The sequence below is a fragment of the Clostridium tunisiense TJ genome, from assembly GCF_000300195.1.
In the GTDB taxonomy this organism is placed as follows: domain Bacteria; phylum Bacillota; class Clostridia; order Clostridiales; family Clostridiaceae; genus Clostridium_J; species Clostridium_J tunisiense.
The window spans coordinates 19,485-35,580 of sequence record NZ_AMQH01000023.1 but is presented as its reverse complement, the minus strand read 5'-3'; the positions used below and the strand labels follow the sequence as shown (position 1 = coordinate 35,580).

Below are 16,096 nucleotides of genomic sequence, written 5' to 3'. Positions count from 1 at the left end.
ACGAACTTAATTCTGATGTAGAACAACTTCGTTCACTAGCATATGCTAGAAGTTTCCTGGTGTAAGTTAAGTTATGACCAAGGAACCCTATATAGGGTTCCATGATAGAATTTTAACTTATTCATCTTCATAAACCCTTAAGGGAACCAGGGTAGGACTAATGTATAAGTTAAGTTTTAACTCTGGTTCCCTATATTTTAAATACTGAAAACACACTTAACTTTTATGTTGAATCTTTTCATCTTATAATATAATTAAATAAAGGATAAAATATTTCTAGCCCTCGAAATAATAAAACTAGTAAGGTCTCAAACCCCTACTAGCTTTATGAAAATATAATATTACTCAACAATTAATTTATAGAACTTTTTCTTACCTCTTTTAACAAGTGCAGATCCATCTACTAAAAAGCTTTCATTAAACAATGCATTAACATCTAAAATCTTTTCTTCGTTAATTGTTAATCCACCTTGCTGAATTAATCTTCTTCCTTCAGCTTTAGATGGCACAATTTCAGTTTGCACTAAAATATCTAAGATGTTAGCATTTATCATTTCTTTAGAAATAGACACCGTAGGTACTGTACTCATATCTACACCCTTGCCAAACAAAGCTTCTGCTGCTTTCTTAGATTTTTCTGCTTCTTCTTCACCATGAACAAGTTTAGTTACTTCATAAGCTAGCACAGCCTTAGCTTCATTTATTGCTGCATCTCTTAAGGCTCCTAATCTTGTAACTTCCTCCATTGGTAAGAAAGTAAGCAGTGCTAAACATTTTTCCACATCTGCATCATCAATATTTCTCCAGTATTGGTAGAAATCATATGGAGTTGTTTTTTCTGCATCAAGCCAAACCGCTCCACTTGCTGTTTTCCCCATTTTCTTTCCCTCACTATTAGTTAATAGTGAACAAGTCATTCCATAAGCTGGTTTACTTTCTTTTCTTCTTATAAGCTCCATACCTGCTAGAATATTTGACCATTGGTCATCTCCTCCAAGTTCCATAGTACATCCATATTTTTGATTAAGAACTAAGAAGTCATAGCCTTGCATTAACATGTAGTTAAATTCTAAGAAGGATAGTCCTTTTTCCAATCTCTGTTTGAAGCATTCTGCTGTTAGCATTCTATTCACAGAAAAATGTATTCCGATATCTCTTATAAACTCAACATAGTTAAGATCTAACAGCCAATCTGCATTATTAGCTAAAATGGCTTTGTCATCACTGAAGTCTATTAATCTTGATAATTGCTTTTTTATGCAGGAGATATTATAATCTATTTCTTCTTTAGATAACATTTGTCTCATATCTGTTCTTCCAGAAGGATCTCCTATCATAGCAGTTCCCCCACCTACAAGGGCAATAGGTCTATGACCTGCTCTTTGCATGTGTGCCATAAACATCATGGCTATAAAATGTCCTACATGAAGGCTATCAGCAGTTGGATCAAATCCTATATAAAATGTAACCTTTTCCTTACCTAAAATTTCTTTCATTTCTTCTTCATGAGTTAATTGCTTTAAAAATCCACGTTCTTCTAGTACGTCATAAACATTAATATTACTCATACTTTTTCCTCCTCATATGATTTCATTTTCTTTTACATTATTAACTAAGTTATATATTTCTAAGTCCTATTAAGTAATGAACAAGATTTCAAACTACTTAGAAAAATCTTTAATCATCTCAAGTAAGAATGAACTAATTACACTTTGAAAATGTGCGTTATTATCCTTGCTCATAATGCAATAATTATTATAAATAATAACCTTTCAATAAAACTCTTATTTTAACTTTTATAAGTGTTTTTAAAGCTAAAGGGTTTACGGTTTCAATAATAATTAAAATATAAAAATCCCTAGTGCATAAAACACTAGGGACGAAATTTTCCGTGGTACCACCCAATTTGATATAACTATCATCTCTTTCCTTAATAACGTCAGGAACCCGTTTCAGCTTACTACTACTTCAGCCTAAAGTTCAGGAATGTATTTCATCATGTTCCTCAACTGATTTTCACCAACCATCAGCTCTCTGAATGATTTCCATAATTACTTCTTTCCTTCATAACCTTTAACTTATTTTTATTATATCTATAATACTATTAACTTAATTAAATTACAAGTAGAAAATAAATAATTTGGCGCTAAGCTACATATTTTTTTATTACCTCAGGAATTTCTCTTTCATTACAGTTTATATTTATATAAAAGTTTACGTTGAATTTTTTCACTAAATATTCCAATTTAGACAATAAAAGTACCATATCTTCATTGGATTTACATATATCATTAAGCACGCCATCTATAAATATAGCCTCAATATCGTAATCCTTTGAAATAATACCGCACATAAAACCATAAAAATCCTTATAATTATGAATATTAAAGTCCTTAGAGCAAATAAACCTTATATCTCTATTAACTTCCAACATTACCCTTGTATCATCATCAATATAAACTAAATTTCCTTTTGCTTCTTCTGTTTTTAAATTAGCCAAATTAACTAGAGCTTTTGTTTTTCCAGATCCTCTTTCTTTACAAAATACATGAATCATCTTAAACGCCCCCAAACTATTTTATTACTTATAATAATAATATTTGATAATACAGTTAAATATTATCATTTAGTTGATTTTCTATAAGTTTATTAATTACTTGGTAATTTCTTTTAGAAAATCAGTTTTAACAAATATAAAAATTTACCTCCTAGAATGCTTATAATTAAGCCATTTAAGAAAGTTTATACAAAACTTTCTGTAATGAATAATCTTAGGTTAATAGCCTACAATGTCATTTCAAAATTTTATAAAAATTAGTTATTATAATAATCCTCCTTTATATTAAATAAATGTGATTATGCTTTAATTATATAATATTCAGAATATTTTTACAACATTACAAGGAAATATTTTTAATTCCTGGAAAAATAACTTTGAATATATTTTCCTCTAAAGAATTAACAAACTTAATTCTTCCTATATTTTTAAAGCCCTTTTTCATAATTGAGAACCCTGGATAAGGCTTTAAGTATCTTTTCTTATGATCTAAAGCAATAAGTTTATCATAAATCCACATATTTCTCTTAATGTAGCTGTGGTTTTTATCATTATTATTTAATATCATTGCTCCTGGACTCGATACTATAACACTATTTTCACTAATTATAATTTCAATAACTTTTCCATGGAGACTATAATCCCTATATAGTATTGCATTGTTTATTGCTTCACAAATACTGTTTACAGGATACTTTGATGGAAGAATAGTTTCCAAAAGGTTTTCACTTAACTCTAATAAAGTTAGCAAACTCCCTTGAAGTACAGTTACACCACTCTTGCGTCCTTCTAATCTGTTGATAACTTTAATCATATTATGAGGCAAGTATATACTATTCACATCAGAAAAAATTAAAAGGCCACCAAGGGTTACCATTCTATTTCCGCTATCCTTATCTATATACGTAATAGCTGCAGCGTCCATAAATTCAATCCTATTTTCTTCACTTATTTCTATTCCTTTGGAAGCAAAATATCTGTCTATGGTACTGTAATTTAATGTATTTATACTGCTATTTACTATAGGTGACACTTCTATATTAAAACTTAAACTTTCAGAAAGATAACTTATTACTTCTTCTTTTTTCATGGTGTCAGTAGTAGATCCTCTTCTAATATAAAAAGCTCCGTTATCTCTTATTTGATAAGGCTTTTGAGCACCAGAGAAAATTGTTATGACTCCTAATCCTTTAGCTCCATATTTAACAAACTCAAAAGCTATAGGAATTGGTGGTACGCATCTAGAACTTATTACTTGTTGAATAGATTCTTCATTTAAATCCATGTCCTCTATGCCCACAATCTCCTTAGTTTTATCTTCTACTCCAATAATTATATATCCTCTTCCCCCTCGGGAATTAGCAATGGCACATACATCCTTTGCAAGCTCTTTTTTACCACTATCGGTGTAAATATCTATTTTTCGCTTAAAATCTAACTTTGTACTTTCTTCTTTTTTAAGCAGGTTTTTAACTTTTCGAAACTCCATAAATATTCTCCTCTAGCGCTTTATATTATTCTATGCTGTTATAATTTTATGTTTCCATATTACCACTAATTACAGTAATATTATACCATATTTTTAAAAAATCCTATTGTCTTAAAATTAAAATATGATATAATTAAATTAGAGTTAAAGCTCTAATAATTAAGATTAATTAACAGGCAATTATCCCCTCCTTTAGTCAAGAGGTAGTTTTTGTGTGATAGTGTTCCTAGTTTAATTAGTCCTTAGATTAAAAGGAGGTCATTATAATGGCAGATAGAAACATAACATGTAAAGATTGTGGAAAAGAATTTATATTCACTGAGGGCGAGCAAGCTTTCTACAAAGAAAAAGGATTTGAAAATGATCCAGTAAGATGCCCAGAGTGCAGAAAAGCTAGAAAAAACACTAGAAACAACGGATTTGACAGAAGATAATAACTAACAGTTAAAACAAAGCATTTCTATTAATTAGAAATGCTTTTTTATTTTTTTCAAACATATTAAACCCAAGTCTTATATTTCTTGTTAATATAAAATACCTGAATTCATATTTATTCATAAGTAAGGATTACTTCATTATTAACTTTGTTAAATATCACAACTTCATGTAGTAAATTCCATTATTCATTGCCTTTCATGTAGTAAGCCACTGATTCCATTATATTTTATTTAAACTATAGTTTTTTATAATAGTTTAATCGCCACTGAAACCTAGTAGAATAAAAAAAGAAGCTTTATAACCTAGATTATGCTTCACCTTAATCTAACATTCTAAAGCTTCTATTTTACTATAATTTCAATACTTTTTTTAGTGGTCCAGTCAAAGGCAATGCAATAGCTATTCCTGCCAAAACTTGAAGTCCATTAAAAGATATATCTTTTAATGCTAGTACAAATGCAGAAATTAAAGATGGAGCTCCATAAGCATAATAATTTAGTAATCCACCTGCAACAAAGTATCCAACTATCATAAATACTCCAGCAACAATAAATGCAAATAAGTTATTTATAAAGCTCTTACCTTCATATCCTTTTCTATATGCAATAGTTCCTGCTATATAAGCCATTACCCCTTTAATTACAAAGGTAAAAGGTGCCCAAATTATATAAGGTGATAAAACATCAAATAAAGTCATACCAATAGCTGCTGCTATAGCACCCTTCTTTTTTCCTAAAAGCACTGCTGCTAAGAAAACCACTGCATCTCCTAAATGAAGCACCGCACCATTTCCTACTGGTATAGCAATCATACTTGTGGCTACATAAGCTAATGCAGCCATCAATGCCACCTGAATTAAGTCTAAAGTATCAACAGAAGACTTATTCTTCATTGATAGCTTATTTTGTTTTTCCATAGTCCCCCTCCTTAAAGTTTGATATGTAATATTAACAGTGCACTTAATATAGTTATAAAATAACTTTCTCATATTTTGAAACTTATAAACTACTTTATCATTTAACTTCTACCATAGTATATAGTTTAATGCACCCATTAATTGTACTGATACAATTTGGTTTAACACCAACATTTACACCAGTATTATATAACAATTTTTCATAATTTCAACTAATTTAGTTAAGAATTATAAATTTTTTTCTCAAGCCGTTTTTTATCTAAAGTTTACCATAATTCATATATTAGGATAATACATTATAGTCATTTATATATTTTTAGAATTAACACCATATACCACTTCTAGCTTCTATTGTTTACTGGTCAATTACACTGAATTAAGCTTAGATTTTTTTAAAACTTTACTAATAAATGTGTTCACTAAAAAAAGGCTGAAGTCAATGACTTCAACCTTTTTAACTATTCATCACTTTTTCCAATATTCGATAGCACTAACCCTTTATTATGATCTAATGCCCAGCTAATTCCCCAATCACTTTGGAATATTAACAAATCTCTATCCTTTAAATCTTTAACAACCTTAGTATCACTTGTTAAATTCAAAGTATCTACTGGCTTATCATAATTTTCAATCCATCTAATATTCTTATATGCTAACATATCCATTTTTATATCTACATTATACTCATTTTTTAATCTAAATTCTAAAACCTCAAACTGAAGTACTCCAACAACCCCTACTATTATTTGCTCTGTTCCAATATGAAGTTCTTTAAAGACTTGAATTGCTCCCTCTTGAGCTATTTGAGTTACACCTTTTATAAACTGCTTTCTCTTCATAGTATCAACAGTTCTAACTCTAGCAAAATGTTCAGGTGCGAAGGTAGGTATCCCTTCAAACTTAAATTTTTTACTTGGAGAGCATAAAGTATCTCCTATGCTAAATATACCTGAATCAAAGACTCCTATAATGTCTCCTGCATATGCCTCTTCAATAATTTCCCTATCTTGAGCCAAGAACTGTTGTGGCTGTGCAAGCTTTATTTTCCCTCCACCTTGTGCATGGTAAACTTCCATACCTTTTTCAAAGGCTCCTGAGCAAATTCTCATAAATGCTATTCTATCTCTATGAGCTTTATTCATATTTGCTTGTATTTTGAATACAAAAGCTGAAAACTCTTTATCAAAAGGATTTATATGACCTGCATTAGAATTTCTACCAAGTGGTGATGTAGTTAACTTTAAGAAATGGGCAAGAAATGGCTCCACACCAAAATTTGTTAAAGCACTCCCAAAGAACACTGGAGTTAGCTCTCCATTTCTAACCTTTTCATCATTGAATTCATCACCAGCTATGTCTAACAGTTCGATATCATCAAGTAGCTTTTCATACAAACTATCAGTAATAGCCTCTCTTGCTGTTACCTCATCATCTATATTAATTATTGTTTCATGGACTTCTCTTTGGCCATGGTCACCTGAATCAAAAACTTGAATTTCCCTTGAATTTCTATCATAAACACCTTTAAAATGCATTCCAGTTCCAATAGGCCAATTCATTGGATAAGATTTGATTCCAAGTTCACTCTCGATTTCTTCCATTAACTCAAAAGGGTCCCTAGTTTCTCTATCCATCTTGTTTACAAAGGTAAATATGGGTATTTCCCTTATGCTACAAACATGGAACAATTTTCTTGTTTGATCCTCTACCCCTTTAGCTCCATCAATAACCATTACTGCACTATCAGCAGCCATTAAAGTTCTATAAGTATCTTCACTAAAGTCTTGGTGTCCTGGAGTATCTAGAATGTTTATACAATATCCACTATAGTTAAATTGCATTACAGAAGAAGTAACAGAAATACCTCTTTTCTTTTCTATCTCCATCCAGTCTGAAACTGCATGCTTAGATGCCTTTCTAGCCTTAACCGAACCAGCAAGTCTAATTGCTCCCCCATATAAAAGTAGCTTTTCAGTAAGTGTTGTCTTACCTGCGTCTGGGTGAGAAATTATAGCAAAGGTTCTTCTTTTCTCTATCTCTCTTATGTAATCGCTCAAAGCTATCGCTCCTTATCTTATATTAATTTATGTTACTTGTAATAAAAAGTATATTTTCACTATAACCTTTTATGTGATTAACAGTTTAACCTTACTTAATTTTTATCTTGTTTTTACATACATCCTATATAATAACATAATAACTAAGTTAAAACAATTTTTTTATACAATATCAAGCTAAAACTTACATTATATAAACCTCTATTCTCTCTAGAAAGCTGTATTTCCTACACTACTGAAATTACTACCCTCTTTAACATATGCCTTCCAATTATATTATGACGCATTTTTTGCTTTTTATTGGTATCCTGTTGAAAATTGTAATTATTATTGCTATAATTAAAAAGCTTATTAATTAATTTGGAGGTCATAAAATGACTACTAGAATAGCAATACTGGGCGGACCAAGATGTGGAAAGACCACTCTTATGCAACAGTTATATGTGGATATGAAAATTGCCGGATTAGATGTTGGATGTGCTTCAGAGTATAGTACAGATTATTTAAGAGAAAAGGGCATGATTGAAACTATTTCTGAACAATACGGAATATACTTAGGTCAGCTTAAGTTAGAAGAGGATCTATGCTCCTTTGATTATGCAATCACAGACTATGCTACTTTTGTACCATATATCTATGCTAGGTTTATGCTAGGAAACAGAAAACGTACAATTAAAGAAATTGAAATATTAAAAGACTTATACGGTCTTGCTATAAGAGACATTTCTAAATATGATTATATTTTTTATGTTGGAAGAGAGTTTGGATACTCTAAGGATGGAGTAAGATGGCAAGATGAAAAAGCTGCTACTGCAATTGATGATGCTATTTTACAATTTCTAGATACTGAGTCAGTTCCCTATTCAAAGTTAACCGGCAACACTAAGGAAAGAGCCAAGCAGATACTTGATGTTTTAGGCATTAAAGCAGAAGTACATAATTCTGATAATGAACTAGTATAAAAATACTTTTCATTTCTCTATTTAAAGATTAAACCTAGTTTCTTTTATTGAAACTAGGTTTCTTTTTATTTTACCAGTTGTTTTTTGCCAATTATTTAGATATAGGAGAAATTAGCCCAATTTTCTTTTGCATTTTTCTTAAAGTTTTCATAGAGACATAATTAGCTTTTTCTGCTCCTGCTTTATAAATACTTTCAAGGTATGACTTATTATTTAGCAATTCCTTAACCTTGGTTTGAATTGGCCCTAGCTCACTAACTATAGCTTCAGCAACATCTGTTTTAAACTGAGCATAGCCCATTCCCTCATATTTATTTTCAATTTCTTCAATAGTTTCACCAGTAATTGTACTCAATATTGTCATTAAATTTTTAACTCCAGGTTGATCATCACTGAACTTAACCACTCCTAGACTATCTGTAACCGCTCTAGAAACTTTTTTTCTAATAACTTCTGGTGGATCCATAACTTGAATTGAACCATTTGGATTTTCTTCTGACTTAGCCATCTTTTTTGTAGGGTCTTGTAAGTCCATTATTTTCGCCCCAGTCTTTGCTACATATGGTTCTGGAACTACAAAAGTAGGACTATAAAGTCTATTAAATCTTTCTGCTAAATCCCTTGCGAGCTCTAAATGTTGAACTTGATCCTTTCCTACAGGAACTAAATCTGTTCCATAAAGGAGCACATCTGCAGCCATAAGAATTGGATAATTAAACAGTCCAGCTCCTATACTTTCTCCACCCTTTTGAGCTTTATCCTTGTACTGAGTCATTCTGCTCATTTCTCCCATATATGCAATACAGGTTAAAAGCCAAGAAGCTTCCGAGTGGGCTGGTACATGAGATTGAATAAATAAGGTATTTTTCTCTGGATCAATACCAGCTGCAATATAAATTGCAAGTATCTCTAAAGTTCTTCTTCTTACATCAGCAGGAAGCTGCTGTACTGTAATAGCATGTAAATCAACTACGCAGAAATAGCAATCATACTCTTCTTGTAACTTTACCCAATTTTTTATAGCTCCTAGGTAATTCCCTAAGGTTAAATCACCTGAAGGCTTTACTCCGCTAAAAATTACTTTTTTCTTATCTTCCATATCTAACACTCCTTTTTAATACTTAATTTAACTACCATACAAAGATTTCACTATGTTTTTATTATTAACCTTGATAATTATCAACTGAAATTAAAAACGCCCTATGGATATTATTAATCCATAGGGCGTAAAATACGCGGTACCACCTAAATTTAAAACTAAAATGTATAGTTTCCTCTTTCAGATACAAAATATATCCTATCTCTGTAACGTGAGAATCACGTGAAAGACTACTCTAGTTCATCTTCCCACTCCACGACCCATTCAGTTTAATCATAATTATGGTAATCCCACCATCTACCACTCTCTGTGAATTTGTTTTTAAACTTACTTACTTCGCTTCAATGATTTTAATAAGTGTTAATTTATTATATATTATGCAACTATTCTTAGTTAGTGTCAAGAGTTTTTTCAACAAATATAAATTAAAAACTAGATTAAAATCTAAGTTATTGTATATACTTTTGGGATTTTCTATGATCTCCAAAGTCCGTGTAAATTACAATATTCTCTAGCATAAATTAATTCTTCGTTAATTTGGAACTCAGCCACTGGTTGCTCGTCAAGTGATAAGAATTTTCTATAAACTCTATCCTTTGTATGAACCTCTATCCACTCAATATGATGTTCTACAGTCATTGGGTGTAATACAGAACCTACAGTTACTCTATATCCACCTTCTATCTTTTCTACTACTGGTACATGCTTTTCAACTGCTGCCTCTTGGGTATTTTCTTTTTTAAGAGTCATAGGCTTTCCGCAACATACTAATGTACCTGCTGCTTCATGGATTACTTCAATTATGTGTCCACATACCTCACATTTGTATACTTGTCTTAATTCACTCATTTCTTTTACCTCCAAACTTTTATTGTCATCAATACTATAATACCATAATTTAGTAAATATTACACATCATTATTATAATATCCACAATTTAAATTTTTATTAATTATATATCTTTAGAAAATTATTGATTTTTATTATGTTAGGTATTTAATTATAGTTTTTACACAAGCTACTCATAAGAAACTTCTTTCTATAGATTTTTCTTATAAATTATTTTTAATAAAAGGAGGAGTATTTATGGAAACAAAAAATAAAAGCAATGAACCTAAAAAGCCATATGGCCCAAATCAAAGGGACTTTTTAGAAGTTGATCCTAAAGAAGTTAAAGCTTACTCATTAGAAGACTACACTCTCCTACCTGACAACGTACAAGATCCCATAGTTTCGAACAATATATCTTATATGGAGTTTGACTATACTTATAATGGCGGTGAAGATCTTCTTGGCTTTTCAAATGAGATTCCAGAAACACCCAAGAATCCTAGAAATATAAACAATTAAATTGGCATTAAAACAATATAGCTTACATGTTTATATATATCATTAAATTCTAGAAACATTAACAAAATTTATGTAGGTTTCCATGCAATTAAACAGTAATTTCTGTTCTCTATGTAGAAGTATAATTTTTAGTTCCTTTATTACTCAAAAATTAATTTTGCCTTAACAAAGGTCTACATAATAGTATGTAACCTTTGTATTTTTTTGTAAATATTTTATGAACTTTTCCACCATAATATGGCATTATTTTAACATATTTTCCGTTATAATTAGATTAATATAATTATGGAGGTTAATATGAGAAATTTTAAATTTGTACTTACAATTATCTTCATACTGTGTTTTTCACTCACAGCATATGGCTCTAAAATGAAACCTACAGCGGAGGAAGTATTTTTAGAATCCTTCTTAGCTGAACTTTATACATTCAATAATAATGACTTGCAAAATTTATATTTTTATAAATTTATGTATCCCTTTGATAAGTTCAGCTTAAGTCTTAGAAATTATATGACTGAAAAAAAGTTTGAAGATTTTAGTAACCAAAATTTATATTATGACTTTATAACCTCTTCTTACTATAATGGATTTAACAGTTCTATATACTACATTAATATAAAACCATTGAGAAAAAACATAACAGCCAATTCTTACGCCTATGAGGCTACTGTTGAATTGTTATACCCTCATAAAAATAAAAAGGAAGTATATACTGTAACTGGTGAAATAAGTATTTCAAAAATTAATGATGTCTATAAAATAACAAATTTAAATAAAATAATTTTTCCCTATGCTGGTTTTTCCAATGTAGTTTCTAAGCTAGTATAAAACCCATGCTTTCCAGACTACTTAAGACCTTATAGTTTTTTACTTTATGTTAATAGTCCTTAATATGAAATTATATATTAACTAAAAAAGATTCCAGCATTTTCTGGAATCTTTTTAATAATGGCTTATATTATAATTTGTAGAATTCTAAAAATGACTTCATAACGTAGGTATGATCCATAACCCCTGCTAACTCTCTGATTGAGTGCATAGCTAAGGTTGGATTTCCAATATCTATTGAGCGAATATTTAAATGAGTTGAAGATATTGGTCCAATAGTTGAACCACCTCTTACATCTGAACGGTTTACAAATTTTTGATAAGGTATTTGTGCTGACTTGCAAAGTTCCTCATAAACAGCTGATGATTCACTATCAGTTGTGTAAGCAAAGTTTGCATTTATCTTTATAACAGGACCTTTATTTATAACTGGTCTGCTAGTTGGATCATGCTTATCAGGGTTATTTGGATGTACTGCGTGAGCATTATCTCCAGAAATTATAAAGGATTTAGCTAAAGCTCTGAAGAAATCTTCTCTTTCTTTTCCAAAAGCTAACACTATTCTCTCTAAAATATTGGCTAACATGTCTGAGTCTGCACCTTGTTTTGTAGAACTTCCTATTTCTTCATTATCGAAGCAAACCATTACATTGGTAGCTTGAGCAACTGAAGCTTCTTTAATAGCTGCTATTCCTGCATGTACCATTTGTAAATCATCTAATCTTCCTGATGAGATAAACTCATCATTTAGCCCAATGATGCTTCCTCTCTCAAATTCATATAAGAATAAATCAAAGTCGATTATTTCCTTAGCATCTATATTTAACTCTTTAGCAATAGCATTTAATAAATAATTTCCTTTTTCTAATTCATTATTAACTAATGAAAGTAAAGGTAAAGTATCTCTTTGAGCATTTAACTCCACACCTTTATTTACTTCCCTATTCATGTGTATTGCTACATTTGGAATTATTAGAATAGGTTTTTTAATATTTACTAAAGCAGTTTTTGGACATAATATACTTTCACCCTTTAAAACTACTCTTCCAGCCACTGATAGTGGTCTATCTAGCCAAGTGTTTAATATTGGTCCTCCGTATACTTCTGTGTTTAATCTAACATAGGTATTTTCTACTACCATTTCACAAGCAGGCTTAACTCTAAAAGTTGGTGAATCTGTATGAGCGCCAACAATTTTAAATCCATGGTTTTCAATCTCACCATTGCCAACTACGAAAGCAACTAGTGCTGATTGATTTTTAGTAGTATAATATTTCCCACCTTTTTCAAGATTCCACTTATCTTCTTCTTTTAACTCTTGAAACCCAGAGTTATCTAAATCTTTTTTGAGATTTTCAACAGCATGAAATGCTGTAGGGCTATCGTATAGAAAATCTATAAGTTCTTGAGCAAATTTTAATTCATTTGTCATTTTATATACCTCCCTATAATTGAACTTCTATAAAGTAGTATATCAAACTTTCACTTTCCTTTTCTACAAATATTTAAAATAAGTAGAAATTTTTTTATTGTTTGAATTACCTTTCCTAATTTGTAATTATTTATATTGGACTATTCTGGCGTACTTCCTTTGATTAAATCTTGGAATCCAATAAAATAAAAGTATAAACATTGTAATTATGACTTATGATATAATTAGAAAATAGGTTTTAACTTACTTATTTTAAAAAAGATTATATACATAATTTTATAGATGAGGTGCAAAAAATGATTTCTAATTTCTTGATTAAAAAGTTTATAGCAAATTATTCCGATGTGAAAAATAAAAAAGTCCGAGAAAAATATGGATACCTTGGTGGTATTGTAGGTATAGTTGTAAACTTATTATTATTTGGAGTTAAATTTACTGTAGGACTAATTGTAAATAGTATTGCAGTTACTGCTGATGCTTTTAATAATCTTTCTGATGTAGGTTCCTCACTTGTAACAATTTTTGGATTTAAGCTCTCCAGCAAACCCGCAGATAGGGAGCATCCTTTCGGGCATGGTAGAATTGAATACATATCAGGACTTATTGTTGCATTCTTAGTATTAATGGTAGGCTTTGAATTTGTAAAAAGTTCTTTTGATAGAATCAAAAATCCAACACCAGTAGAATTCTCCTTTGTTCCTTTTATTCTGCTTTTAATTTCTATTTTATTTAAAGTATGGCTTAGTAAGTTTTATAAAAATATCGGTGGTAAAATTAACTCTTCTGCACTACAAGCTTCTGGAGTAGATGCACTTAGTGATGTAGTTTCTTCCTCAACTGTGGCATTTTCTCTCTTAATTTCAAGATTTACTTCCTTTCCTATAGACGGATATATTGGTATGGCTGTTTCTGCTGTTATACTTTATGCAGGTTATAACTTAATAAAAGACACCTTAAACCCCTTACTTGGTACAGCACCAGATAAGGAATTAGTTGAAAGTATTCAGCAACTTCTCTTAAATTATGAACACATAGATGGTACTCATGATTTATTAGTTCATAATTATGGTCCTGGAAGAATTATAGCTTCTATTCATGCTGAAGTTCCATTAAATATATCAGTTGTAAAAATTCATGAAGTTATAGATAGAGCTGAAAAGGAAATTTCTGCTGAGCTTGATATTTATTTAGTTATCCATATGGATCCAATAACTACAGATGATCAAGAGATTTTAGAGGCTAAAGAAGAACTTGCTGAAGCTTTAAAAGCATTTCCTCTTATAAAGTCCTTTCATGATTTTAGGGTTGTTGGTGAGGGGAAAAATAAAAATCTAATTTTTGATGTGGTGATTGACGCTGACCATGAACTCACCGCTGAAGAAGAATTAAAAATCCAAAAGGACATAAATGCGGAACTTAAAAAAAGCCATCCAAATCATAATGCTATTGTTACAGTGGATAAGGATTATTTAGGTGTGTAAAGTTTCAATGTAATGACTTATAAGTCTCCTTTAGAATTCTTTGTTCCTAAAATCACATTACTATACCTTTACTCACTAACCCTTGGAATAATTTCATCGTTAAAAAACTAATACTAGCTAAAATTGCTAATATTAGTTTTTTTATATTCAACATTAATGAATTTAAATTGCTATTAATACACATTACCAGTAATATTCCTTTGAAGATCTATTGACTATGCTAATTAACATAAACTTAACACCAATAACTTAAAATTAGCAATAGCATTTTAATGGACTCCAGAATAGTATATATTACTATGAAAGTATGGAGTGTGATTTTTATGTCCGGTAAACAAAGACATTTTTTCCCTGGTGGTAATACTTCTAAAGGTTTTTACTCTTTTTATAGGTATATCCTTTCTCAAGATGAAGCAAAGCGTATAATTTGTATTAAAGGTGGTCCTGGTACTGGCAAATCCTCACTTATGAAAAAAGTTGCAAGTATATTTTTTGAAAAAGGCTATGAAGTAGAATATCACCACTGCTCTTCAGATAATAATTCTCTTGATGGAGTTGTAATCAAAGGCTTAAATGTTGCCCTATTAGATGGAACTTCTCCTCATGTAGTGGACCCTATAAATCCTGGGGCAGTGGATGAAATTTTAAACTTAGGTCAATGTTGGAATGAAGAAGGTTTCAAGTCCTTTAAACCCTTTATTATGGATACTAATAAAAAAGTTGGAAAAATCTTCAGAAGAGCTTACAGATTCTTTGGAGCTTCTAAAGATATTTATGAAGACTGGTCTACTTTTAATAGCGAAGCGCTAAACCTAAATAAACTTAGCTTATTAAAGGAAGAACTTAAAAATGATATTTTACCTAACAGTGTAAGCAAACTTGGTTTTGATCGCCATCTTTTCGCTACTGCTTTTACTCCTAATGGAATTGTAACTTATATAGAAAATTTAATAGAAGGATTTCCAAAGGTTTATGTTCTTAAAGGTGGTCCTGGAACAGGTAAAACCAATATTCTACAATACCTCTATGAGGAGGCAGTAAGGCGTGGCTATTATGTAGAAGTATTCCATACTCCACTTACTCCTGATAAAATTGAGCATGTACTGATTCCAGCTCTTGGGGTGGCTGTTGTAACCTCCAATGAAATTAATAACCTGAACATTAATGGTAAAATCTACGACATGAATAATTTACTAAATAAAAACCTTTTAGAAAGAAATAAAGATGATATTGATGAAGTTAAAGAAACCTTCTACTTGCTTCTTAATAAAGGACTTGCTTGTATTAAAAGAGCAAAGAGTCTTCACGATGATCTTGAAACTGGATATATTCCAAACATGAACTTTAATAAAATAAATGAAATTTCCGAGGAAACTATTCAAAGATTATTGAAATATGAAGAGGAGTACTTGAGAGGTAAATAATCAAAGACCTCTTTCTTTATCATAAATTACCACTAAGGTTATAAATGTAATAACGATAGCCAA

14 protein-coding genes and 2 other annotated features are annotated in these 16,096 nt (G+C 30.3%); of the genes, 6 read left to right on the top strand and 8 right to left on the bottom strand.

The window, feature by feature from the left end:
• Nucleotides 1-341: 341 nt before the first annotated feature.
• The 3 genes from tyrS to C661_RS0120160 all read right to left on the bottom strand — a co-directional run bounded on the left by tyrS (nt 342) and on the right by C661_RS0120160 (nt 4,046).
• Entirely contained in the window at nt 342-1,568 is a 1,227-nt protein-coding gene (tyrS, locus tag C661_RS0120170) for a tyrosine--tRNA ligase (protein WP_017417141.1), read from the bottom strand.
• Between the two features lie 304 nt (nt 1,569-1,872).
• Nucleotides 1,873-2,077 (bottom strand) — a binding site (T-box leader).
• Nucleotides 2,078-2,146: 69 nt separating this feature from the next.
• Complete coding sequence (locus tag C661_RS0120165) at nt 2,147-2,557, bottom strand: hypothetical protein (protein WP_017417140.1); 411 nt, start codon at nt 2,555-2,557, stop codon at nt 2,147-2,149.
• A 340-nt stretch (nt 2,558-2,897) separates the two neighbouring features.
• Nucleotides 2,898-4,046, bottom strand: coding sequence for an AlbA family DNA-binding domain-containing protein (locus tag C661_RS0120160; protein WP_017417139.1), 1,149 nt, complete (start codon nt 4,044-4,046; stop codon nt 2,898-2,900).
• A gap of 266 nt (nt 4,047-4,312) precedes the next feature.
• Between C661_RS0120160 and C661_RS0120155 the strand changes: the two genes are divergently transcribed.
• Nucleotides 4,313-4,480, top strand: a complete 168-nt coding sequence (locus C661_RS0120155) for a zinc-ribbon domain-containing protein (RefSeq protein ID WP_017417138.1) — start codon at nt 4,313-4,315, stop codon at nt 4,478-4,480.
• Between the two features lie 353 nt (nt 4,481-4,833).
• Here C661_RS0120155 and C661_RS0120150 read toward each other — a convergent pair whose 3' ends face one another.
• Together C661_RS0120150 and C661_RS0120145 are read right to left on the bottom strand one after the other, a co-directional pair.
• On the bottom strand, nt 4,834-5,400 hold the full coding sequence (locus tag C661_RS0120150; protein WP_017417137.1) for an ECF transporter S component: 567 nt from the start codon (nt 5,398-5,400) through the stop codon (nt 4,834-4,836).
• A gap of 458 nt (nt 5,401-5,858) precedes the next feature.
• Nucleotides 5,859-7,457: a peptide chain release factor 3 gene (locus C661_RS0120145; protein ID WP_017417136.1), complete on the bottom strand. Its 1,599-nt coding sequence runs from the start codon at nt 7,455-7,457 to the stop codon at nt 5,859-5,861.
• Nucleotides 7,458-7,831: 374 nt separating this feature from the next.
• Here C661_RS0120145 and C661_RS0120140 point away from each other — a divergent pair, with 374 nt between their 5' ends.
• The gene (locus C661_RS0120140; RefSeq protein WP_017417135.1) at nt 7,832-8,419 is read left to right on the top strand and encodes an AAA family ATPase; all 588 of its coding nucleotides are present in this window, start codon (nt 7,832-7,834) and stop codon (nt 8,417-8,419) included.
• A gap of 91 nt (nt 8,420-8,510) precedes the next feature.
• On the opposite strand, the gene trpS is transcribed toward C661_RS0120140, so the two are convergent.
• Nucleotides 8,511-9,518, bottom strand: a complete 1,008-nt coding sequence (gene trpS / locus C661_RS0120135) for a tryptophan--tRNA ligase (RefSeq protein ID WP_017417134.1) — start codon at nt 9,516-9,518, stop codon at nt 8,511-8,513.
• Nucleotides 9,519-9,636: 118 nt separating this feature from the next.
• Nucleotides 9,637-9,872: a binding site (T-box leader), on the bottom strand.
• Nucleotides 9,873-9,992: 120 nt separating this feature from the next.
• Nucleotides 9,993-10,367: a desulfoferrodoxin gene (locus C661_RS0120130; protein ID WP_017417133.1), complete on the bottom strand. Its 375-nt coding sequence runs from the start codon at nt 10,365-10,367 to the stop codon at nt 9,993-9,995.
• Between the two features lie 237 nt (nt 10,368-10,604).
• Here C661_RS0120130 and C661_RS22440 point away from each other — a divergent pair, with 237 nt between their 5' ends.
• Complete coding sequence (locus C661_RS22440) at nt 10,605-10,868, top strand: hypothetical protein (RefSeq protein WP_017417132.1); 264 nt, start codon at nt 10,605-10,607, stop codon at nt 10,866-10,868.
• A 297-nt stretch (nt 10,869-11,165) separates the two neighbouring features.
• A complete protein-coding gene (locus tag C661_RS0120120) occupies nt 11,166-11,696 on the top strand; it encodes a hypothetical protein (RefSeq protein WP_017417131.1) in 531 nt (176 codons plus the stop codon).
• Nucleotides 11,697-11,826: 130 nt separating this feature from the next.
• Here the strand turns inward: C661_RS0120120 and C661_RS0120115 are convergent, their stop codons facing one another.
• On the bottom strand, nt 11,827-13,128 hold the full coding sequence (locus tag C661_RS0120115) for a M18 family aminopeptidase (RefSeq protein ID WP_017417130.1): 1,302 nt from the start codon (nt 13,126-13,128) through the stop codon (nt 11,827-11,829).
• 296 nt (nt 13,129-13,424) lie between these two features.
• Here C661_RS0120115 and C661_RS0120110 point away from each other — a divergent pair, with 296 nt between their 5' ends.
• Together C661_RS0120110 and C661_RS0120105 are read left to right on the top strand one after the other, a co-directional pair.
• A complete protein-coding gene (locus C661_RS0120110; protein WP_017417129.1) occupies nt 13,425-14,609 on the top strand; it encodes a cation diffusion facilitator family transporter in 1,185 nt (394 codons plus the stop codon).
• 323 nt (nt 14,610-14,932) lie between these two features.
• Nucleotides 14,933-16,033, top strand: a complete 1,101-nt coding sequence (locus C661_RS0120105) for a PRK06851 family protein (protein ID WP_017417128.1) — start codon at nt 14,933-14,935, stop codon at nt 16,031-16,033.
• Nucleotides 16,034-16,096 lie beyond the last annotated feature (63 nt).